General features: G+C 41.5%; 24 protein-coding genes. 1 reads left to right on the plus strand and 23 read right to left on the minus strand.

Going from position 1 to position 21005, the window contains the following annotated elements:
* Positions 1–19: 19 nt before the first annotated feature.
* The 9 genes from panC to HRJ06_RS16160 form a co-directional block, all read right to left on the minus strand.
* The gene (gene panC / locus HRJ06_RS16120; protein WP_174733986.1) at positions 20–865 is read right to left on the minus strand and encodes a pantoate--beta-alanine ligase; all 846 of its coding nucleotides are present in this window, start codon (positions 863–865) and stop codon (positions 20–22) included.
* Positions 862–1698: a 3-methyl-2-oxobutanoate hydroxymethyltransferase gene (gene panB, locus HRJ06_RS16125; RefSeq protein ID WP_174733987.1), complete on the minus strand. Its 837-nt coding sequence runs from the start codon at positions 1696–1698 to the stop codon at positions 862–864. The genes panC and panB overlap by 4 nt, the downstream gene beginning before the upstream one ends.
* Before the next feature lie 309 nt (positions 1699–2007).
* Positions 2008–3000 carry a biotin--[acetyl-CoA-carboxylase] ligase gene (locus HRJ06_RS16130; protein ID WP_174733988.1) on the minus strand — a complete coding sequence of 331 codons (993 nt, stop codon included), beginning with the start codon at positions 2998–3000 and terminating at the stop codon, positions 2008–2010.
* The gene (locus HRJ06_RS16135) at positions 2973–4181 is read right to left on the minus strand and encodes a CCA tRNA nucleotidyltransferase (protein ID WP_174733989.1); all 1209 of its coding nucleotides are present in this window, start codon (positions 4179–4181) and stop codon (positions 2973–2975) included. The genes HRJ06_RS16130 and HRJ06_RS16135 overlap by 28 nt, the downstream gene beginning before the upstream one ends.
* The gene (gene bshA / locus HRJ06_RS16140; protein ID WP_174733990.1) at positions 4178–5320 is read right to left on the minus strand and encodes an N-acetyl-alpha-D-glucosaminyl L-malate synthase BshA; all 1143 of its coding nucleotides are present in this window, start codon (positions 5318–5320) and stop codon (positions 4178–4180) included. Before bshA ends, HRJ06_RS16135 begins: the two co-directional genes overlap by 4 nt.
* On the minus strand, positions 5317–6033 hold the full coding sequence (gene bshB1, locus HRJ06_RS16145; protein WP_174733991.1) for a bacillithiol biosynthesis deacetylase BshB1: 717 nt from the start codon (positions 6031–6033) through the stop codon (positions 5317–5319). The genes bshA and bshB1 overlap by 4 nt, the downstream gene beginning before the upstream one ends.
* Positions 6020–6445: a methylglyoxal synthase gene (gene mgsA / locus HRJ06_RS16150; protein ID WP_174733992.1), complete on the minus strand. Its 426-nt coding sequence runs from the start codon at positions 6443–6445 to the stop codon at positions 6020–6022. Before mgsA ends, bshB1 begins: the two co-directional genes overlap by 14 nt.
* 11 nt (positions 6446–6456) lie before the next feature.
* The gene (gene dapB, locus HRJ06_RS16155) at positions 6457–7257 is read right to left on the minus strand and encodes a 4-hydroxy-tetrahydrodipicolinate reductase (protein ID WP_174733993.1); all 801 of its coding nucleotides are present in this window, start codon (positions 7255–7257) and stop codon (positions 6457–6459) included.
* Positions 7258–7271: 14 nt separating this feature from the next.
* Positions 7272–7640, minus strand: a complete 369-nt coding sequence (locus HRJ06_RS16160; protein WP_174733994.1) for a nucleotide pyrophosphohydrolase — start codon at positions 7638–7640, stop codon at positions 7272–7274.
* A 184-nt stretch (positions 7641–7824) separates the two neighbouring features.
* Between HRJ06_RS16160 and HRJ06_RS16165 the strand changes: the two genes are divergently transcribed.
* On the plus strand, positions 7825–8697 hold the full coding sequence (locus HRJ06_RS16165) for a YitT family protein (protein ID WP_174733995.1): 873 nt from the start codon (positions 7825–7827) through the stop codon (positions 8695–8697).
* 197 nt (positions 8698–8894) lie between these two features.
* Here the strand turns inward: HRJ06_RS16165 and HRJ06_RS16170 are convergent, their stop codons facing one another.
* The 14 genes from HRJ06_RS16170 to hisC form a co-directional block, all read right to left on the minus strand.
* Positions 8895–9575: a zinc metallopeptidase gene (locus HRJ06_RS16170; RefSeq protein ID WP_174733996.1), complete on the minus strand. Its 681-nt coding sequence runs from the start codon at positions 9573–9575 to the stop codon at positions 8895–8897.
* A gap of 60 nt (positions 9576–9635) precedes the next feature.
* Positions 9636–10430, minus strand: coding sequence for a sporulation protein YpjB (gene ypjB, locus HRJ06_RS16175; RefSeq protein WP_174733997.1), 795 nt, complete (start codon positions 10428–10430; stop codon positions 9636–9638).
* A gap of 68 nt (positions 10431–10498) precedes the next feature.
* A complete protein-coding gene (gene lhaT, locus HRJ06_RS16180; protein ID WP_174733998.1) occupies positions 10499–11101 on the minus strand; it encodes a lipoprotein heptaprenylglyceryl N-acetyltransferase LhaT in 603 nt (200 codons plus the stop codon).
* 646 nt (positions 11102–11747) lie between these two features.
* Positions 11748–12515, minus strand: coding sequence for a menaquinol-cytochrome c reductase cytochrome b/c subunit (locus HRJ06_RS16185; RefSeq protein WP_174733999.1), 768 nt, complete (start codon positions 12513–12515; stop codon positions 11748–11750).
* A gap of 63 nt (positions 12516–12578) precedes the next feature.
* Entirely contained in the window at positions 12579–13253 is a 675-nt protein-coding gene (gene qcrB / locus HRJ06_RS16190) for a menaquinol-cytochrome c reductase cytochrome b subunit (protein WP_174734000.1), read from the minus strand.
* A 3-nt stretch (positions 13254–13256) separates the two neighbouring features.
* Positions 13257–13805: a Rieske (2Fe-2S) protein gene (locus tag HRJ06_RS16195; protein ID WP_197969993.1), complete on the minus strand. Its 549-nt coding sequence runs from the start codon at positions 13803–13805 to the stop codon at positions 13257–13259.
* 108 nt (positions 13806–13913) lie between these two features.
* The gene (locus HRJ06_RS16200; protein ID WP_174734001.1) at positions 13914–14375 is read right to left on the minus strand and encodes a YpiF family protein; all 462 of its coding nucleotides are present in this window, start codon (positions 14373–14375) and stop codon (positions 13914–13916) included.
* Complete coding sequence (locus HRJ06_RS23515) at positions 14376–14498, minus strand: hypothetical protein (protein WP_277874692.1); 123 nt, start codon at positions 14496–14498, stop codon at positions 14376–14378.
* A gap of 2 nt (positions 14499–14500) precedes the next feature.
* On the minus strand, positions 14501–15049 hold the full coding sequence (locus HRJ06_RS16205) for a ReoY family proteolytic degradation factor (protein ID WP_174734002.1): 549 nt from the start codon (positions 15047–15049) through the stop codon (positions 14501–14503).
* Positions 15050–15083: 34 nt separating this feature from the next.
* A complete protein-coding gene (locus tag HRJ06_RS16210) occupies positions 15084–16349 on the minus strand; it encodes a tetratricopeptide repeat protein (RefSeq protein ID WP_174734003.1) in 1266 nt (421 codons plus the stop codon).
* Positions 16350–16370: 21 nt separating this feature from the next.
* On the minus strand, positions 16371–17276 hold the full coding sequence (locus HRJ06_RS16215) for a hypothetical protein (RefSeq protein WP_174734004.1): 906 nt from the start codon (positions 17274–17276) through the stop codon (positions 16371–16373).
* Positions 17277–17457: 181 nt separating this feature from the next.
* A complete protein-coding gene (gene aroA, locus HRJ06_RS16220) occupies positions 17458–18747 on the minus strand; it encodes a 3-phosphoshikimate 1-carboxyvinyltransferase (RefSeq protein ID WP_174734005.1) in 1290 nt (429 codons plus the stop codon).
* A 23-nt stretch (positions 18748–18770) separates the two neighbouring features.
* On the minus strand, positions 18771–19877 hold the full coding sequence (locus tag HRJ06_RS16225) for a prephenate dehydrogenase (RefSeq protein ID WP_174734006.1): 1107 nt from the start codon (positions 19875–19877) through the stop codon (positions 18771–18773).
* A 13-nt stretch (positions 19878–19890) separates the two neighbouring features.
* A complete protein-coding gene (gene hisC, locus HRJ06_RS16230) occupies positions 19891–20991 on the minus strand; it encodes a histidinol-phosphate transaminase (RefSeq protein WP_174734007.1) in 1101 nt (366 codons plus the stop codon).
* Positions 20992–21005: the final 14 nt, after the last annotated feature.

Below are 21005 nucleotides of genomic sequence, written 5' to 3' on the forward strand. Positions count from 1 at the left end.
ACTTTTCCCCCTTGCTAAATTAAATATCAACAATGATATTATCAATTAGACGTACTTTTGAAAACTTAACAGCAAGTGCTAGTATTACTTTCCCTTTAATCTCTTCAATCGGCTTAAGATCGGGGTAAGTATATAGTTCAATATAATCCACAGTCGACTCGGTCGTTTTTTTAAGATGGGACTCAATGGTTTGTATAAGCTTCAGCCTATCTGTTTCACCTTTTTTTATCAAGCTTCTCCCTAGCTCCAGGGCTCGATAAAGTTCGGCTGCCTGTCTGCGTTCCTCAGGAGTTAGATTGACATTTCGGGAACTTTTAGCCAGACCGTCAGACTCTCTGACAGTTTCAATTGCTTTCAGTTGAACGGGGAAATGAAAGTCTTTAATTAATCCATCCACCACTGCAACTTGCTGTGCATCCTTAAGCCCGAAATAGACCCTCGTTGGCTGGATTATATTAAACAGCTTCGTTAAAACTGTTACGACTCCGTCAAAATGGCCTGGCCTGGATTTACCGCATAGAACATTTACCCGCTCTTTGGCGATTACACCTACCGAAGGCGAAGTTGAATACATTTCGTCAACTGAAGGGAAGAAAATATAATCGGTTTTTTCTTGAATAGCTATCTGCCGGTCTTTTTCGAAATCACGGGGGTAAGCATCAAGATCTTCAGATGGGCCAAACTGCAATGGATTTACAAATATGCTGAGAACAAGAATATCATTTTCCTGACGCGCCTTCTTCAGCAGACCGATATGTCCTTCATGAAGAAAGCCCATGGTAGGAACAAAACCAATTGTTTTCCCTTTTTGTTTTTCGGTAAGAATTTCTCGCTGCATCTCAGCTATTGTTGTGAAGACCTTCATTTATTTCCTCCGTACAATCCCTTTAATTCTTCATCCTTCATCGTGAAACTATGCTTATCTTCTGGAAAGGTACTATTTTTAACCTCTGTTACATAATCACTTAAACCCGAATGGATCAAGTCATTGACATTGGTAAATTGCTTTACAAATTTAGGGACACGGTCAACGCCATAAGAAATCATGTCATGATAGACGAGGACTTGTCCGTCCGTGTATACACCTGCACCGATTCCAATTGTTGGTATACCCAGCTGCTTTGAAACCTCTGCTGCTAGCTGCTTAGGAACACATTCCAGCACTATAGAGAACGCACCAGCCTTTTCACATGCTTGTGCGTCTGCAATCAGCTTTCGGGCAGCCTCAGCACTTTTGCCTTGCACTTTATAACCTCCAAGAACAGCTACAGACTGAGGAGTAAGTCCTAAATGGGCCATAACGGGTATACCGGCTGCTGTCAGTGCCTGAATATGCGGAATTACATCATCTCCGCCTTCTAGCTTAACAGCATGGGCTCCCGTTTCCTGGATCAGCCGGGCTCCATTTAGTAGAGTGTCCCTGACCGATAAATGATAGCTCATAAAAGGCATGTCGACGACAATAAAGGTATCAGCTGCACCTCGTTTAACCGCTTTGGCATGATGCACCATATCCTCCATTGTTACCGGGATGGTCGATTCATAACCAAGAACCACCATCCCAAGAGAGTCCCCTACAAGGATCATATCTGTCTCGGCTTGTTCAGCCTGCTTTGCAGAGGGGTAGTCATACGCTGTTACCATCGCGATTTTTTCTCCAGCTTGCTTCATCTTAACAAAATCTGTTGTCTGTTTCATGTCATTCCTCCTTTTTGTAGAGGAGATAAAACAATTCCAAGATGTCATGATAAGAGTAAGCCTGGTGACGGTCTATATTAACGATCTATATACTGTCACCATAGTCAGGATGCCGTCTTATCTTCATCAAAAAAGGATCCTCTAAAAAAACTCAGAAGGACCCTTAAGTGTTAATATCTTGTTTCATCCCTCTGTCCCGGTCCATGTGGATCTAGGCAGAACTGTTTAGTTTTTTGGGTGGTCTGTACGGTGCAGCTCCTGAGATACTGCCCATCAAGATTATAACAAATAAGTTGCTGGCTTGACTACTTAAACCTGATCACCTTTTAAATCAATGTCAGCAGAATATATATGATGGACCGTTCCAGCCTCATCCTCCATTAGCAACACGCCATCCTCAGTAATCCCGAGAGCCCTCCCGTTAATTGTTTTATTGAGTGTTCTGGCAGTGATAAACTCACCTATGCTGATCGCATAACTTTCCCATAAAAGTTTGATCGGCTGAAAGCCTTTATCCAGATATAAGAGATAGAGCTTTTCCAAATTTTTCAATAAAGATTGAATTAACTTAGCCCTTGAAACTGGTTGTCCCAATTCATTGAGTATGGAAGTCGCAATCTGTTTAATTTCTTCTGGAAAGTCTTCTTCTCTTTGGTTTACATTTATTCCGATGCCAATGATGATCGAATTAATTTTATCAGACTCAGCCTGTAGCTCCGTTAAGATCCCAGTAATTTTTTTACCGCTTAGCAATATGTCGTTTGGCCATTTTATTTGCGGGTGAAGCCCAGTTGTTTCTTGTATTGCCTGAACAACAGCTACTGCTGTTATGAGAGTAAGCTGAGGAGCTTTTTGCGGCGGTATTTCAGGCCGGAGAATGACGCTCATCCAGATTCCTGAATATTTAGGGGAGTGCCACTTCCTTTGCATTCTCCCTCTCCCTGCCAACTGTTCTTCGGCTATGACGATTGTTCCCTCTGGCGCTCCCTCATAAGCAAGACGGTAAGCTACTTTTTGAGTCGAGTCCAGCGTTTCCTCATAATGGATATTTGAGCCGACAAACTTGGTTTTTAAACCAAAACTGATTTCATCTGCCGTTATATTCTCAGGGGTGTTTGTAATTCTATACCCTTTTTTCCTAACAGCCTCAAATTCAAAACCCTCTTTTCGAAGCTCCTCTATATGCTTCCATATAGCTGTTCTTGAGCAGCCTGCCAGATCTGCAAGCGTCTGCCCCGATAAATATTCTGTTCCGGAGTTTGTAAACGCAGCAATTAGTTTTTTTCTGAGCTCAGATTGCATTTTGCCAGCCACTCCTTTATTTCTGCCGGATTATTATTTAATTCTTTTTGTAAAATTGCTGTTTCAAGTTTTCCAAGCAACTCCTTCAACCAAGGTCCGCCTGGTTTACCAAACCAGGCGATCAGCTCACTTCCGGAAACGTTAATATCCGATCTCTGTTTTATAGGTAGCGCATCATAAGAGAAAAGCCATTCAACTTCAGTGGATATAGGATTTCCTCTTATTACATGAAAGACCCTTTCCACATCCCTAACCGCAACTCTTCCCGAATGGTATAAACTTAACGGCGACCACTCATTTTCTAGCCGGTATTTCAGCCAAACCTGATGGTGAAGCAACGTCTTTATTTTCTTGGATGGGAGCTTCCACTCTCGCAAGAAGGATTCCGATTCCTGTTGACCAAGCTCCAAATAGTGCAGGAGCAATAGCCACATCTCCATGTTAGAGAGATCACTGCAAGGCTGGTGTGACAGTTTAACTAGGTTATTTTTAAAACCAGCTATGCCTGGCATGTATTTATATACCTCTGTATTAATCAGAAGTTCGATCGATTGACATCTGCTTTTGCCCGTCAACAGCTTTTCAAATTCGGCTGTCTTCCTCTCTACCGCTATATTTGCCATTAATGGGGCTAGCCTTGTAAGTGCCTTCAGGGTCTCTGCTTCAATCTCAAAAGAGAGCTGACTGACAAACCTGAGCGCCCTTAACATTCGGAGTGCGTCTTCACTAAACCGGTCAGCTGCAGCCCCAACTGTTTCAATCTTCCGCTCGGAAATAGCTTTTCTCCCGTCAAAAGGATCAATGATCGATCCACCTCTATCCATTGCTATAGCATTCATGGTGAAATCCCTGCGTCGAAGATCTTCTGTCAGTGACCTAACAAAAGTAACTTTATCCGGCCTGCGGAAATCAGAATATTCAGCTTCAGTTCTAAAGGTGGTTAACTCGTATGGCGTACCCTTAAATAATACTAAGACGGTACCATGCTCGATCCCTATGTCAACCGTGTTTGAAAATACACTTTTCACCTCTGCCGGCTTTGCAGAAGTAGCTATATCGACATCAGCAATTGATCTGTCAAGAAGATAGTCCCTTATCGCCCCGCCCACAAAGTAGGCTTCATAGCCCGCATTTTCCAGCTCAGTTAATAGTGGCACGGCCTTAAGAAATGGCTGAATCATACGATCTCATCCTTATTTAACAAGTGATTATAAATATCTTCGTATTGCTCAACAATCTTTTTTGCACTAAAATGGTCCTGGACTGCTTGCAAAGATTTTTCAGAAAAAGCCTTATGCAGGCTTGTGTCTTGAAGAATAAGCAATGATTTTTCAACAATGTCGCCTATATTTCCTACCTCGCAAATATAACCCGTTTCACCGTTTTGTATCACTTCCGGGATCCCTCCAGCGTTCGTTCCAATGCATGGAACACCGCAAGCCATAGCCTCTAAGGCAACGAGTCCAAAGCTCTCTTTCTCTGAAAGAAGAAGCAGTAAATCACTTAAAGAGTATAGTTCCTCCAAATTATCCTGTCTTCCCAAAAACAAAACCTGTTCCTCTAAATTCAGTTCTCTAACTAAGCTTGAGACTGTTTTCATCTCTGGTCCATCTCCTGCTAACAGTAGCTTAGCCGGCATCTTTTCAGCTATTTTGGCAAAAACTTTTATCACATCAGGAACTCTTTTAACGGCCCGGAAATTGGAGACATGGATAATCACCTTTTCCTCAGGCCGAATCTCATAATCTTTCCGCAAGTCCTGTGAATCGACACGCTTATAGACTCTTTCATCGATAAAATTATAGACTGGGTATATATCCTTATCTGTTTTAATTAATTCATGGGTCTCTGTAATTAAAGCATTCGAAACAGCAGTAACATAATCAGATTTTTCTATCCCATAACGAATCGCTTCAGTCAAAGAAGGATCATAGCCAAGAACCGTAATATCAGTCCCATGAAGGGTAGTTACGATTTTCAGATCAGGATTACTCATTTCCCGCGCTAGGATCGCACAGACAGCATGCGGGATGGCATAATGAACATGCAGAAGGTCAAGGTTCTCCCGAGTCGCTACTTCAGCCATCTTGCTGGCCAGAGCAAGATCGTATGGAGGATATTGAAAAACAGAATATTGGTTGACTTCTACCTGATGAAAGAAAATATTATGGTGCATTTTCTTTAACCTGAAGGGTAGACCAGATGAAATAAAATGAATTTTATGACCTTTTTCTGCTAAAAGCTTGCCTAGTTCCGTTGCAATAACCCCGGAACCTCCCACGGTTGGATAGCACGTGATCCCAATTCTTAGTTTTTTCATCTTTTATCTCCTAACAGGTCAGCCTGAATTAACAGCGGCTTTTTCGTAAAAAATCCTTCAGCAAATTCAACGCCTGTTTCCTTTCCAATAAGCATTTCCCGTGCTTGAACACTGTCGATATAGCTGTTAACAAGCGGAGTCTCAAAGCTCGCAGCTGTTTTTACAAACTGGCTCCGATAAGCCTGAAGTGATGCAACCTTTTGTTCCATATAATCCGAAATGTCCACCGCAAAATCAGGATGATGATAACCATTTATCATATAGTAATATGTATGTTTCACACGGTGAGCGGCTAAACCATCCTCTGAGTCGAATTTCCTTATTCCCGCGGAAAAAACCGCCTCCTCAACAAGTCGTGCACAGTTGCCATGGTCAGGATGACGGTCCTCAAAATATGGCACAAAAACGACATCAGGCTGAAAGCGACGGATAAGTTGTACAATTTTTTTTATATATACATGATTAATAGACAATCCTCTGTCTGGTAAATCAAGAGTCTTTCTAATGGCTGCTCCTAGAATTCCAGCTGCTTCACTGGCTTCTGATGCCCGCAATTCCACTGTACCATTAGAGGATAATTCTGCCCGTGTTAAATCACAAATACCTATCTTCTTCCCAAGAGCTGAAAATTTGGCAATAGTTCCGCCCATTCCAATTTCAACATCATCGGCGTGAGCACCAAATGTGAGAATATCTAATCTAGCTGGTTCCATTATCATCCGCACCTTTGTTTCCAGATACCTTTCTCCAGTCCAAATCGCCCTTTTCAATTCCTTTCGCCACCAGCTCTGCCGTTCCCATATTACTTGCTAGCGGAATGGAATATACATCACAAAGTCTTACAAGCGCTGAAACATCCGGTTCATGCGGCTGAACTGTAAGAGGATCTCTAAAAAAGAAAATTGCATCCATCCTATTATTAGCAATCATTGCCCCTATTTCTTGATCTCCACCAAGCGGGCCCGACTGAAATCTGTGAATTTCAAGTCCGGTCGCTTCTATCAAACGCAAACCTGTTGTTCCTGTGGCAAAAAGAGAGTGTTCCTTGAAAATATGTTTATACGCAACTACAAACTTGATTAAGTCATCTTTCTTTTTATCGTGGGCAATCAACGCAATATTCAACTTATCAGCCCCTATTCAATGATATTTTCAAGCCCATATACGAAAGTATCTAATTTCACGACTGTGTCAACCGCTAGCTTAACACCTGACATAAACGAGCCTCGATTATATGAATCATGACGTATGGTCAGAGATTGTCCATCAGAGCCTAACATAACCTGCTGGTGTGCGACCAACCCTGGCAGCCTTACAGAATGGATACGCATGCCCTCATAGTCTGCCCCCCGAGCTCCTGTTAGCGTTTCATGCTCATTTGGATGGCCCTGTTTCTTTTGTTCTCTTACCTGAGCGATCATTTCAGCTGTTTTATATGCAGTTCCTGAAGGTGCATCAAGCTTTTGGTTATGATGCAGCTCAATAATTTCGATATCCTCAAAATACTTGGCAGCCATTTGGGAAAACTTCATCATCAAAATTGCGCCTACTGCAAAATTGGGCGCAATAATACAGCCAAGCTCTTTCTCCCTGCAAAATCCCTCTAAATCATTCATCTCTTCTTTAGAAAAACCTGTTGTCCCTACTACTGGACGGATACCGTATGAAAGAGCAGTTTTTGTATGTAATTTTCCGACCTCAGGGGTCGTTAAATCAATCAAAACATCGGGTTTTTCCGTTTCAAAGCATGTTTCTGCGCTAGTATATATAGGAACATCCGCATTGCCAAACCCTTCGATCTCTGATAGCTTCATTCCTTCATATTTTCTGTCAAGGACTGCTACTAATTCATAGTTTTCTGTATTCATAACCAATTGCACGGCTTCTTTCCCCATCTTTCCTCGGGGACCTGCTACAACAATTTTAATCTTATCCATTTTACTTCCCACCTCTACTCTTCAATTCTTGTCCACCGATTTTTGTCGCGGGTATTAAACTTTGTCATTACCCGGTCATGTGATTCTTGAAGGTCAATATTTAAGGAATTAGCAAAGCAAATAAGAACGAAGAGCATATCTCCCATTTCTTCTTCAATCGTATTTGCTTCTTCTGATTCCTTTTTAGGCTTTTCGCCATGAAAATGGTTTACTTCGCGGGCTAGCTCTCCTAGTTCCTCGGTCATTCTTGCCAGCAATGCGAGCGGACTAAAGTACCCTTCCTTAAACTGACCTATATAGGCATCTACTTCTTCCTGCAGGTCTTTCATTGTTTTTGGCTTACTCAAATTAAATCCCTCCAAAAATGGACAGTATACTTTCATATGTATAACGGTTAAAGCCTTGTAAGTGATTCTTTATTATGTTAGCTAAAAGCAACCTCTTTGACAATATTTTCGACTTTTTTTAAAGCCTGCGTGTACCTCACTAATCATTGCTCATTAACTTTATCTTTTATATAATTAATAACGCTTGTGTTAGAAAAATACAAGCATGGGGGGAATTTACATGTTTTATGGTTTAAAGTTTAAAAATACGTTTTTTATCCTTCTGGGATCTGCTATATTCTCGTTTGGGCTGGTCCATTTCAATATGCAAAATAATCTAGCTGAAGGCGGCTTTACCGGCATCACACTGCTCTTATTCTTTGTATTTGACTGGAACCCATCGATTACTAATTTACTATTAAACATTCCGCTATTTTTTATCGGCTGGAAGCTATTAGGAAAAAATGTATTTCTTTATACGATCATTGGAACGGTTGGTGTATCAATTTTTCTGTTGATATTCCAGCGCTACCAATTTGATATTCCCTTATCTGATGACCTTACGCTTGCTGCATTGTACGCGGGTGTTTTTATTGGGATCGGCCTTGGAATTATCTTTAGATATGGCGGTACAACAGGAGGAGTAGATATAATTGCCAGGCTGGCACATAAATATATTGGCTGGAGCATGGGCAAGACAATGTTTTTATTTGATTTTTGTGTTATAGCTGTTTCCCTCATAACATATCTCTCCTATCGTGAAGCAATGTATACACTCGTAGTCGTTTTTATTGGTGCAAGAGTGATAGACTTTATGCAAGAAGGAGCTTATGCGGCCAGAGGAGCGATGATCATCTCGGAAAAAAACAGTGAGATTGCCGACAAAATTATGAAAGAGATGGATAGGGGCGTTACATCATTAAAAGCTCAGGGATCCTTCACTAAAAAAGAACGGGATGTTTTATACTGTGTGGTCGGTAAAAATGAGATCGTCCGATTGAAAAATGTTGTTAACTCTGTTGATCCGCATGCCTTTGTATCTGTATCAGTGGTTCATGACGTTCTTGGTGAAGGTTTTACATTAGATGAAAATAAAATTCCTATTGAGAGGTAAGCTGGTAGAGCATCCTAAATGCTGACGGCACTCTTTTTAGTTTCCTTTGTAAATCAGTCTGTTGTTGTTCGGTCCGGCGCGCGGGTGTACTAGTCTCTGGGAGCTGGATGCAGACAACGAATGCGAATATCCTAAACTTGGAATTTTTATAATTTCCAAACGATAAAAAAAAGCCATGCATGCGCATGGCTTTTTTGCTATTCTTCTCTTGTCATACCCGTATAGATTAAAACAAGACGAACTAATTCCATTACGGCTACAGCTGCTGCTGCTACATAGGTAAGTGCCGCTGCATTTAAGACCTTTTTCGTTACACGCTCTTCATCGTTGCGGATAACTCCGGCCGAAACGACCAGGTCCATTGCTCTGTTAGAAGCATCGAATTCGACAGGCAGTGTAACTAACTGAAACACGACTGCTGCTGCCATAAAAATAATACCAAGAAGAAGCATACCGCTTAAATTGGCAAAAATACCGATCATAATCAATACCCAGGAAAAATTAGATCCTAAGCTTGCAACTGGTACAAGTGTATGTCGAAGGCGCAGGAACGCGTAATCCTGGTCATCTTGAATCGCATGGCCTACTTCATGAGCAGCAATTGCTGCTGCTGCAACTGAGTGCCCGTGATAGTTCTGAGAGGAAAGCCTCACAGTTTTTGACCGCGGGTCGTAGTGGTCACTTAAAAAACCTCTTGCTTCTTCAACGCCTACATGATGCAGGCCATTATCGTTTAAAATTTTACGAGCAACCTCTGCGCCTCTCATTTGTGAAGAAGATGCAACTTGTGAATATTTCTTATATGCACTTTTCACTTTCATTTGGGCCCAAAGCGGAATTAATATAATAATCGCAAAATAGATTATAAAGCTACCCATTGTAAACCTCCCTATAACTCTTGGTGTTACCCTTATTTTATTGGTCTTAAGGGCAACTTGTCAATATTTACGTTCCTTTTTCCGATTTTGGAGTTTTTCCCTATCACCTTTATATTTTCTCCATCCCACATAAGAAAGAGTTAGGATAATAAGACTGCCTGTAGAAATGATCACCCACCACAGGGATGGGTCGGCTTCATCCTCAGTCATCTGGTCGAATATTTTTTTCAGGTCTCCTTCAATGGCATCAAGTTCCTTTTGGCTTGAAGGCTTAGCTAAAACCTGGGAGCGATAATGATCCAGGAAATTAATCCTTGCATCAATTCTTTGAACTTGTTCAGGAGTCAGATCAATTTTCATACTTGGATGAATAACATTATATAAGGCCAAAAATGAGTCTAGATTTTCTTCGAATCTGATATTGTCACCCATTCCAGCTGCTTCCTTCACATCCATAAACACATTCATGATCGGCCCTTCCAATTCAGCCCACAGCGGCTGATGGGTGGATGAGACAGCGTCTATCACGAGCCGGAATTGGGTTATACGGTTCATGCGTTCATCATGGTCCATAGAGGCGCTCACTGCCGCTTCAACGGCATGGTTATGGGATACAGTAATAATTCTCAGTTCATCCATCGTAAAAGGCCTGTCCTGCCCTGCAGCTGCTAAAAATTGTTCAGAGAAATAATCGAGAAGTTTTCTGGCATCAGAATAACGGTGTAATTTCACCATCTGTAAGGCTTCATTTGAAAGGTTATCAAGTTTCTCCACAGGCGACTTTTTTTCAGCATATGGTGACAACGGCGCCAGCAGCAGCAGCACCGAGAATAGAATCATAATCTTTGTTTTCATTCTTGTCCCCCCTCTAAATACTATTAAAAATGTATGTGAAGGAGGACAAGGTTAGACCGGCTAATTGATCAATCAGCAGATTTTAACGGTAAAACAAACCGGCCTGGCCGGAGGGAAAAATAATAGGCGACTGTAATCGAAGCAATGCTTAACCAAAAAGTAAAATAGCCTATTTCATTTATATATAGATCTAGGGACGAATAATTCGGCATCATTAAAAATACATAATCAATTATTTCGTTATGTAAAACCCAAACAGCAGCAATTGAAAGGTGCCATAATTTTATTCTGTAAAACGGAGAATACAAGAGTCCTTGTATGGCCATGGCCAGATGTGAACCCATCAGCATAAACCCTATCCAGTCGAGATTACCGGAAACAACATAGACTAAGATGTTCATTACAACTGCCCACACACCATACTTTAACAAGGTTACCATGGCAAGCGCCTCCATTAGCGGCCAGTTTTTGCCTAGAAGGAAAGCGATTAAAACAAACACAAAGAACAGACTGGCAGTTGGACTGTCAGGCACAAAAGGGATAAAAATGGGCGGAGTAACCTTAAGCTGATATCCATACCAATAGTATCCATAAATCGTCCCTAAGATATTAACTGCTAAAAGGAGTTTTAACATTGCCCTGTTGGCAAGCAAAGGATAGATTGAAGCCATAGTTTTGTCCTCTTTTCTCTAAATTCTACCTATTATATTACCATAACCAGTAAATTAAAAAGGAACTATTATTAGAAAAACGGAGCGACAGCTTAAAGAGGAGAGCTGAAAGTTTAAAAAGTAAAAATTTCCTTTTCCTCCCAAAAGTCAAACAAAGTCAACCCTGAAAGAATACGCTTTTTACCTTCTTTAGGTTTAGGCTTATGATTTGGAGAAGCAAGACATTGAAGACTGAAAGTAGTCACAGCAAATCTTAACATATTATAAAAAAGGCTATTTCCGTAAACTTTGGTGCTATTTAAAAATGCAGTCGTTGATTTCCGCTTCAGATGCTCGCTTTCCGCGGGGCGGGAGGTGAGTCTCCTCGGCGCCTTGTCGCCTGTGGGATCTCACCTGTCCCGCTGATCCCGCTGGACATTGTAGGGCTTCCTCGAATAAGCCCACGCAGGAAGGAAATGCGACAGCACAAGGAAAGCATCCGTGAATTTTCATCGCACGAAATTATGCTATAGCATAATGAGGAGTTTCGAGGAGTCTCGCATCTTCCTCTCCTATCAAACTTAGTTTTCAAAACTCATCCAAAAACAACAATTTTTTAGAAAAGAGCCTAAAAAAATAAGCTGGCGGATAACCGCCAGCTTACCTTTTATTCACCTGAAAGGCCTGAAATGAATTCACCAAGCTTTTGCTTTTCTTCTTCAGTTCCCTTGAAGAATCCTGGAGGCATATCTCCGACTCCATTAACAGCAATTTCACCAATTTCTTCAGGAGATAATCCTGTGTCAGTTAAAGCAGGTGCACCAGCTCCACCTGTAAGCTCAGCCCCATGGCAGTTAATACAGCCATTGGTTTCATAAATCTTATAGCCTTCAGAAGCTTTATCGATATCTACCTCAGCAACTATTTGCCCTTGCTGTTTTGCAGCCTCCCAGTCATGCTGGTCTACTGATTCCCAAGTAAGGAAAAATACTCCCGCAATGGAAAGAAGCATAAATCCAGTAGCAAGTGGACGCTTTGACGGACGGCGTTCAGGACCGCGGTCAATAAATGGAGCAAGCAATAACGCTCCAAACGCCAAGCCTGGCATAATCATTGCCCCAATAACCGTATAAGGGCCTGCTGCGTAAGTGTATTTCAGCAATTGATATAAGAATAAAAAGTACCAGTCTGGCAATGGAATGTACGCTGTGTCTGTAGGATCAGCCACTCTCTCAAGCGGAGATGGATGAGCAACAGTTAAACACAGGTACCCGATAAGGAATACAGCTCCAACCATCCATTCTTTTAGAAGGAAGTTAGGCCAGAACGCTTCCGTTTTACCGGGATATTCCGAGTAATCTTTCGGAATGTTAGGCTTACGTTCTGCAGGAACACGAGAGTCACCTACGAACTTCATACCTTTACCACGATGCATCGAGCAATCCCCTCCTTTTAAACAAAGCTAAGCCATTTTGCTTAACCTTATTTAACTGTTTTTTTACAACGGTCCGGAAATACCTTGTTTACGAATCATCAAGAAGTGTGCACCCATTAAGCCGAGCAGCGCTCCAGGAAGGAAAAACACATGAATCGCGAAGAAACGGGTTAAAGTTTGTGCACCAACGATATCAGCATGTCCTGCAAGCAGAACTTTGATCTGTGTACCGATAAACGGTGTTGCTTCTGCAATCTGCAAACCTACTTTTGTTGCAAATAATGCTTTCATATCCCAAGGAAGCAGGTACCCAGTAAATCCTAATCCAAGCATAACGAAGAAAATTAGCACTCCGACTACCCAGTTTAGCTCACGAGGCTTCTTGTATGCTCCCTGGAAAAAGACGCGTAACGTATGTAAGAACATCATTACGATAACGAGACTTGCACCCCAGTGATGCATTCCGCGCACAATTTGTCCGAAAGCTACTTCGTTTTGAAGATACCAGACGGACTGCCAAGCATTTTTAATGTCCGGAACATAATACATTGTTAGAAACATTCCGGATAGAATTTGAATAACGGTAACAAAGAATGTCAGACCGCCAAAGCAGTAAACGAACGCTGAGAAGTGATGAGCCGGGTTAACGTGTTCCGGAACTTCATGATCAGCGATATCCCGCCACATCGGCGTAATATCTAAACGTTCATCTACCCAATCGTAAATTTTGTTTAACAATGATTACGCCTCCTTATGTGGTTTGGCTTTACCAAGATAAAGAATGCCGTCACGTTCTTGATATGGAAACACATCAAGCGGTCCTAAAGGCGGTGTACCAGGAACATTCACTCCGTCCTTCGTGTACAGCCCATAGTGACACGGACAGAAGAACATGTCCGGATTTGCACTGTCAGAACCCCATGAAACTACACACCCAAGGTGCTTACACACCGGTGACAATGCAACGATTTCACCCTTATCATCTCTGTAAACCCAAGCCGTATTTGTTACTTCTGATTCGTACCACGCATCTTTTTGTGTGAATGTAAAATCGACGCGCTGTGGCTCTGTTGTTATTTCGTCCACTCTTTGTTTCGTTGCGATAAAATCTCCGCCCTCACTTGCTTTTAGGACAGGGTCGACCGCAAAACGGACCATTGGCATCAGCATTCCTGCGGCCATGAAACCGCCTACACCTGTAAGGGTATAGTTTAAAAATTGACGTCTTGAAACACGATGCTTGCTCACGCTTATCCCCCCTCTATTACCAAAGATAAGTCCATCGGACATTATTTAAACACATTTTAATACTAGGACATAACCATGATATATCAATCTGATTGCAAGGTCAATATAATACTATGGTAAAAACATATTACAAGCCAATTAGTTTTCTTTTTACTCTGATTCACGCCATTTTTGAATAAATAAATGCATTAACTGTTTAACTTGGTCTTCAATAATAGAAACTTTGTAGTTTTCATCCATGTGTTCTAGCGGAATCGAAGGCAGCCAGATCAAAGAAGAACTTAAATTTCGTTCATGTTTTTTCCATTCCGTATCGGCCGTTACAATAAAAACATGCTTAAACTGGTCTTTCCCTAACTCTCTTTCCCAGTTCTTTACGCCCTCTAGACTTTTTTCACTATCATTCTTAAAATATGTATATCCCGGTAGAAGGACCAGCCTTCCTCGAAACTGACGTTCAAGCTGATTCGTTAACAAAGCAATAAATTCTGCCATTGATGCTGCCTGCTTCATATCGCTGCCGAAAGAGACAGGGAGCATCGGAATTACTGCAGTGTCTACATATTCCTTTTCCTTCATATACATATCCATGTCAGAAGAAGTCCATCGCATTTATTTCACTCCAACTCGTTTATTCTCATCAATCATCATATCATTTTCACCATTGAAAGTGCTAGTATCAGATTGAATTGTTGTTCTAGAAAAAACAAAAAGCCTGCTGTTGTCAGCAAGCATAATCATTCTCCTATTTCCAGCCTGTTTAATTGCTTAGATAGCCGCTGAAATTCCCCTTTATCTTGTTTATCAAGGGCCTCATCAATGAGTTTAAGCAGTTTTTCTTTTTGGAAGCGCTGGATGCTGTCAGTCAGGAAGCGCTCAGCAATCTGTTTGTCTTTTTCAGAGATTTCCGCCTGCCTTGGCATGTACGGGTTTTCCTCGAGGACCGCGGCGTATTGATGCGCTTTGTTTGATGCATGGAAGTTCAATTGGATATAAATTTCCTCATCGCGGTTCAGACGAATGTCATGAAAAGACTTTTCTGCATCTGTGGTCATTACGTTTTCTTTATAAAAACGAAATGGCACTTCATCAACACAATGGGTAGACATAACCAGCCCTCTTGGACAGCATTGGGCTTTTTCCACGAAGTGGACTTTTTCCATTAGCTGGTCATGACTCATCAAATAATTAAGGATCCAGACGCATTCCCGTCTTTTCAGCTGATAATGGTTTAAAAACCAGCGGATAAAATCCTTTTTTTCGTTGACAGATACAGGGGTAGTCATGTTTGATTCCCTCCTCTGCTAACTCAACTTTTACCTAGGACTGTTCGTCCGTGAGCCGTTCAAGAAGCTCCAGGTATTCTTCATTACCAGGTTCATCTTTTAGCAGCTTACTAAAAATTTCGGCAGCCTCGGCTCTTTTTCCTTCTTCCATCAAAAAATATCCATAATCCTGTAAAAAATCTTTATTCTCTTTAAAGAAAGTATATGCTTGCTGGTATTTATTTAATGCCTGTGAATAATTCTCATTGTGCTGATTAGCAAGCGCCTCATCCCATAAAAATTGAGGCTCCTCCTCATCATTCGCATCTACAGCACGAATAATGTCCAAAACATCATCATACCGTTCCTGCTTTAAAAACAGCTTATTAAGCATCAGAGCGGCTTCTAAGAAGCCCGGATCCAATGCTAGTGCCTGGCGAAGCATATCTTCAGCCTCTTTCTCGCTGTTAAGTTTTAAAGATAATTTCCCGCCATAAAAGTATAAATCTTTATTGAACTCATCTTGCTGGATCCCTTGCTTTACTGTTTCAATGGCATTTTGAAGCAGTTCCTCCTGTTCATAAGCTCTTGCAAGATGCAGGTAAAGAGAATGGTATTCAGGATCCATAGCTCTCAGCTCTTCAAACTTTTCTATGGATGTCTGATTTTTCCCTGCCTGTAATGCGGTGAAAGCATAGCCAAAAAGGGTGTTAATTTCAAACTGTTCTTCATAAGCTTTTTCATAGTAGGTCAGGGCTTCTTCAAATGCCCCACCTGCGCTAAGGCTTTCCGCAAGTCTTTGGCTTATATTTATGCCCCCAACTTGAGTCTGCTTGTCGAGAACCTTTTCATACGATTTAATAGCTTCGGCAAACCTTCCTTGGCTTGCATATAATTCACCAATGGCAAAATCAATAATCGTTTCCTTAGGAAGCAAAGCTTTGGCTTTCAGAAGCTTCTGTTCACTTACCTCGTATAAACCGTTCATTTGATAAATGTCTGCAAGCAGAAGAAGTGCCTGAGGAAAAACATCATCATCCTCAGAAATTCCCTCTAAAATAAGCATTGCTTTTTCTTCATTTCCAATTTCGATGCAGGCTTCTGCCTGCAAAACAAGAAGCTCCCCTTCACCTGGATAGGATTCCAAAACCTTTTCAATCACTTCTATCGTTTCTTCCATAAAACCAAAACGAAAAAGCTCCTCGGCAAGGGTGAATCTCTCCTCGTCTGTACCCGCTCGTAAAATATCGCGATATCCATCAAGTGCTTTATCGAGCTGGCCGTTCTCCAATAAGTAACTGATTTCCTCTATTGAACGCATATAAATTCCTTTCGACACAAGTTAATAGCTGGCTTGAAAAAATGCTGGTGTTTTAATTTTAACATTTTCTCCGGCTCCTTCGTGGTAAAACACCTGAGAACCGGCACGAACCACTATTCCTTTATGAACCGTAATTAAAAGCCTATCGTTATGATAATGGAACAGCTGTGATATCTCAACATTCTCGACTTCCGGTGACCTGGAATAAAAGTTGTAGCTGATTTCTCCCCCGTTATATAAATTCGACTTGAAAGGAAAAATCCCTGTTTTCTTTAGTACTTCCATTTTCAAAGGATCTCCTTCACATAGCTCTGAGCGGAGGTGAGGAATTTTCATTGAGGTCATCAACTTAACCCAATCTGCAGCAGCCTCATCGCTCCTCCCTGTTGCTTCTGAACAGAATACCGGTGCAAGGGGGCTGTTATAAGGAAACATTGCTTCTTTAATCCATCCCCAAGGTCTATCCCTTAACTCCGAAAAGTCTGTAATTTCAAGCATGATAACAGGAATTTTTTCTTTCTTACATGCTCGGATTAAACTGGGAGTTAACAACTGGACAGGTATCCTTACACCAACAACGTAGTCGAGTGGACTGTCAGCCATCTCTGAATGCAAACGTTTAAGCTCCGGCTTTAGCTCTTGTTCGTACCGAATTGTAACACTGGTAAAAATAACAGTGCATCCCTTTAGAAGGAACTGATTCAGGAAGTAATTCTTTTTTTCGGACTTTGATGCTTTAAGCGGCAGGGAGGGATCAAACAGAATATGGGTCGGGGTCATAAGAAAGCTGTCTGCGTCCATCCTCATATGCTTGTACAACTTAAACGAAGGCCTGACTGAGCTTATCATTCCGTTTTCCATAAGAATACTTGAATTCTGTACGGTCTCCCCTTTTAAAATGTGAGCATTATCAATGATATATGTCATAAAACCACCCTTATAAACAGTCTTATGACAAGCTATGCTTTTCAAAAATAAATATGCCTAATCACAAAGGGTGCAATCTAGATTTGGTCACCTTTTAGTAACTTTTACTGCTTCCCCGAGTTGTCTTGATTAACATTAAAAAGCACCCTGCCTAATGGCTAAGGTGCCTGTTTTGATAAGCTTAAAATAACTTCTGCAAATCATCAAAAAAGGAAGGATAAGATACTGATATAGCTTCTGCCTGTTCAAGAGAAACATCCTTAGTACATAATAAAGCACCAATAGCAAGCATCATCCCGATCCGATGGTCTCCGTGACTTGATACAGCTTCTCCTCCCTTTAAGAAGGTGTTCCCATAAATAATCATTCCGTCTTCTGTCGCCTCTAATCTAGCTCCAAGCTTTGCCAGTTCAGCGACTACTGTATCAATTCGGTTGGTTTCTTTAACTTTTAATTCTGCTGCATCCTTTATGACAGTTATTCCGTCAGCCTGGGTTGCAATAAGCGCAATGATCGGTATTTCGTCAATTAGTCTAGGAATAAGGCTGCCTTCGACTACCGTCCCCTTAAGAGTTGAGAAAGCAACAGTAATATCACCTGCTGGCTCTCCGGATTCTGTTTGGTAAGGCTCAATGGTGATATCTGCTCCCATCGCTGTCAAAACATCAAGAATTCCCGTTCTAGTAGGATTTAACCCTACATTTTTCAGAATAATTTTACTGTCTGGAATGATCGCACCTGCAGCTAGAAAAAAGGCAGCTGACGATATATCTCCTGGGACACTGACATTTGCCGCAGTTAAACTTTGCCCGCCCCTGACGCTGACTGCCAGTCCGTTTGTTGTGACCTCTCCGCCAAATTGACGGATCATACGCTCTGTGTGGTCTCTAGTTTTCTCCGGTTCGATGATTGTTGTTTCCCCTTCTGCTTGAAGACCAGCTAATATAATGGCTGATTTCACCTGGGCACTGGCTACAGGGAGCTTATATTCAATTGAATTTAATTGCTGTCCAGATATCGAAAGAGGAGTATACTCTCCTTCCTTTCTGCCGCTGATATTGGCACCCATTAGGGATAAAGGCTTTGTCACACGAGTCATTGGCCTTTTTCCGATGGAATGGTCTCCCATAAGAACAGAATGAAATGGACGCCCTGATAGAATTCCCATGAGCAGCCTTATTGTTGTGCCAGAATTCCCAACGTCTAGGATTCCCTCTGGCTCTGACAATCCCTCAAAGCCTTTTCCGAAAACCACAACCCGGCTTCCTTCCTGCTCAATTTCAACACCAAGCTGCCTAAAGCAAGAAATCGTACTTAGGCAATCATCGCCTGGTAGAAAATTTTCAACTTTTGTTATGCCATTCGCCAAAGCTCCAAACATGACGGATCTGTGAGAAATAGACTTATCGCCAGGTACAGAGATTTCACCACGTAAGGACCTTTTATTTTTGTCCAGGTTCATTGCTCCCATTAGTTCCTCCTAATAGCTGAGTTTTACAATCCAATAGAAGTATCATAGTCCGTATGCTGCTTAATACAGTTCTCGGCCCGCAGCCTGTCTTCTTCAGTCTGAAAACTGATGACGAGCACTCCGTATACTTCCTCTCGCGTTTCAAGGATACGTATATTCGTTATACTAATTTCTTCTCTAGCTAAATAACCCGTTATTTCTGAGATAACCCCAGGGTAATCTGGCACATCAACAAATAAATCATAAAAGGCCGGTATAGCTCCTTTTTCCTTTACTGGGAGAGCGTCGCGATATTGTTTAGCTTCAAAAAAATACTGATATATATCTTCTCCGTTAGCTGAAACAAGCATTGAGCTAACAGTCTCCATTTCACTTTTCCAGCCCTGAAGAAGACTTAGGAGAACGTCTTTATTATTCAAAAGAATATCTCTCCACATTTCAGGATTGCTGGATGCAATTCTTGTTATATCCCTGAAGCCCCCGGCAGCCAGACGTGTAACCAGTTCATGATTTTCTCCTGACTTGTTTGCCTGATGAACTAGCGATGCAGCAATAACATGAGGGAAATGGCTAATGACACCAGTAAGAAAATCATGCTCTTCTGGATCAACTGTTAAAAACTTTGCTTTTGTACCTGCGAGCCATTCTTTTACTGTCTCCACCGCTTCACTGCTCGTGTGCTTGTCAGGGGTTAATAGGTAAAAGGCATTTTCGAATAAAAGTGCCTTAGCAGCAGTTACGCCGCTTTTGTGGGAACCCGCCATTGGATGGCCCCCAACAAATTCAATTCCATTTTGCTTTAAACAATATGCTTTTCTTACAATCTCCGCCTTTGTACTTCCAGCATCAGTGATAATCACTCCTGGTTTTAGTTGCAGTGTGGAAAGAGTTTCAATAATCTTCCCAGCCTCCACCACTGGAGTGGCAATAATGATTAGGTCTGCTTCCGCTGCTCCCTCTTGTATATTTGCAGCAACATAATCTACTACGTTGAGCATTTTCGCAAGGCGGGACTGTTGGCCATATACATCAAAACCGATAACTTCTGCATCTTTGTGCTGAGCTTTAATACAAAGAGCTAGAGATCCTCCAATTAATCCAAGCCCAATAACAAAAACGCGGCCTTTCAAAGGATCACCGCCTTTATAATGCTTTTTTAATAGAATTTTCGGTTACCATCATTTCAAGCTTCTCAATAATTTCTTCATTCTGCTCAGTTGAACCAACTGTTATCCTTACGGAAGTCGGAAAGCCCAGTGCTTGGCCAGAACGAACGATATAACCCCGCTCAAGAAGGTATTGAAAAACGTCATTTCCATCCAAGCCAAAATCAATTAAAATAAAATTTCCTTGTGAAGGGTAATAAGATAGATTATGCTTTTCGCAAAACTTGTAGTAAAGCTTTAAGCCTTCTCTGTTTGCTTTTTTGCAATTTTGGATGAATTTTTGGTCTTCAAGGGCGGCTATGCTAGCAGCCTGTGCAAGAGAATTAAGGTTAAACGGCTCTCTGACCGGCTCCAACGCATCAATGATTGTCTTTTGTGCTATCCCATATCCTGAGCGAAAGCTGGCAAGCCCATATATCTTAGAAAAAGTCCTCAATACAATCAAGTTTTCAAAGCTTTCGATTAGACTGATAGAATCGTAATAGTCCTCTGCATCAACATACTCATAATACGCTTCGTCCAAAACAATCAATACATCCTTTGGAACCTGCTGTACGAATGAACGCAGCGCTCCATCTTTTATGTAAGCTCCGGTTGGATTGTTTGGTGAACAAACCCATACTACCGCTGTATTTTCATCAATAGCCGCTAGCATGCCATCGAGGTCATGTGCTCCGTTTATAAGTGGGACTTCCTTCACATCACTTCCCTCTATAACAGCGTTATGCTTATATTGAGGAAAAGTAGGAGCAGCCATTACCGTGTTTGTTCCAGGCTTTAAAAGTGCTCTTGAAATCATCATAATTAATTCATCAGAACCATTACCAAAAATCAACTGGCCGGAATCTACTTTTAAATGCTGAGAAAGTGATTCTCTCAAGCCGGTCGCATACCCGTCAGGATACAATGCAAATGAAAGTTTTTCAATACGGTCAGCCACCTTTTGTGAACAGCCGAATGGATTTTCGTTTGAAGCTAATTTAACTATTTTATCCAGCCCATACTGCCGCTTTACCTGATCGATTGATCTTCCAGGCTGGTATGGAGTAAGTGACAATATCTGCTTTTTCCACTTCATATGAACACCTCAAT

Origin of the sequence: Mesobacillus harenae (genome assembly GCF_013343715.1) — a bacterium.
Lineage (GTDB): Bacteria > Bacillota > Bacilli > Bacillales > Cytobacillaceae > Mesobacillus_A > Mesobacillus_A harenae.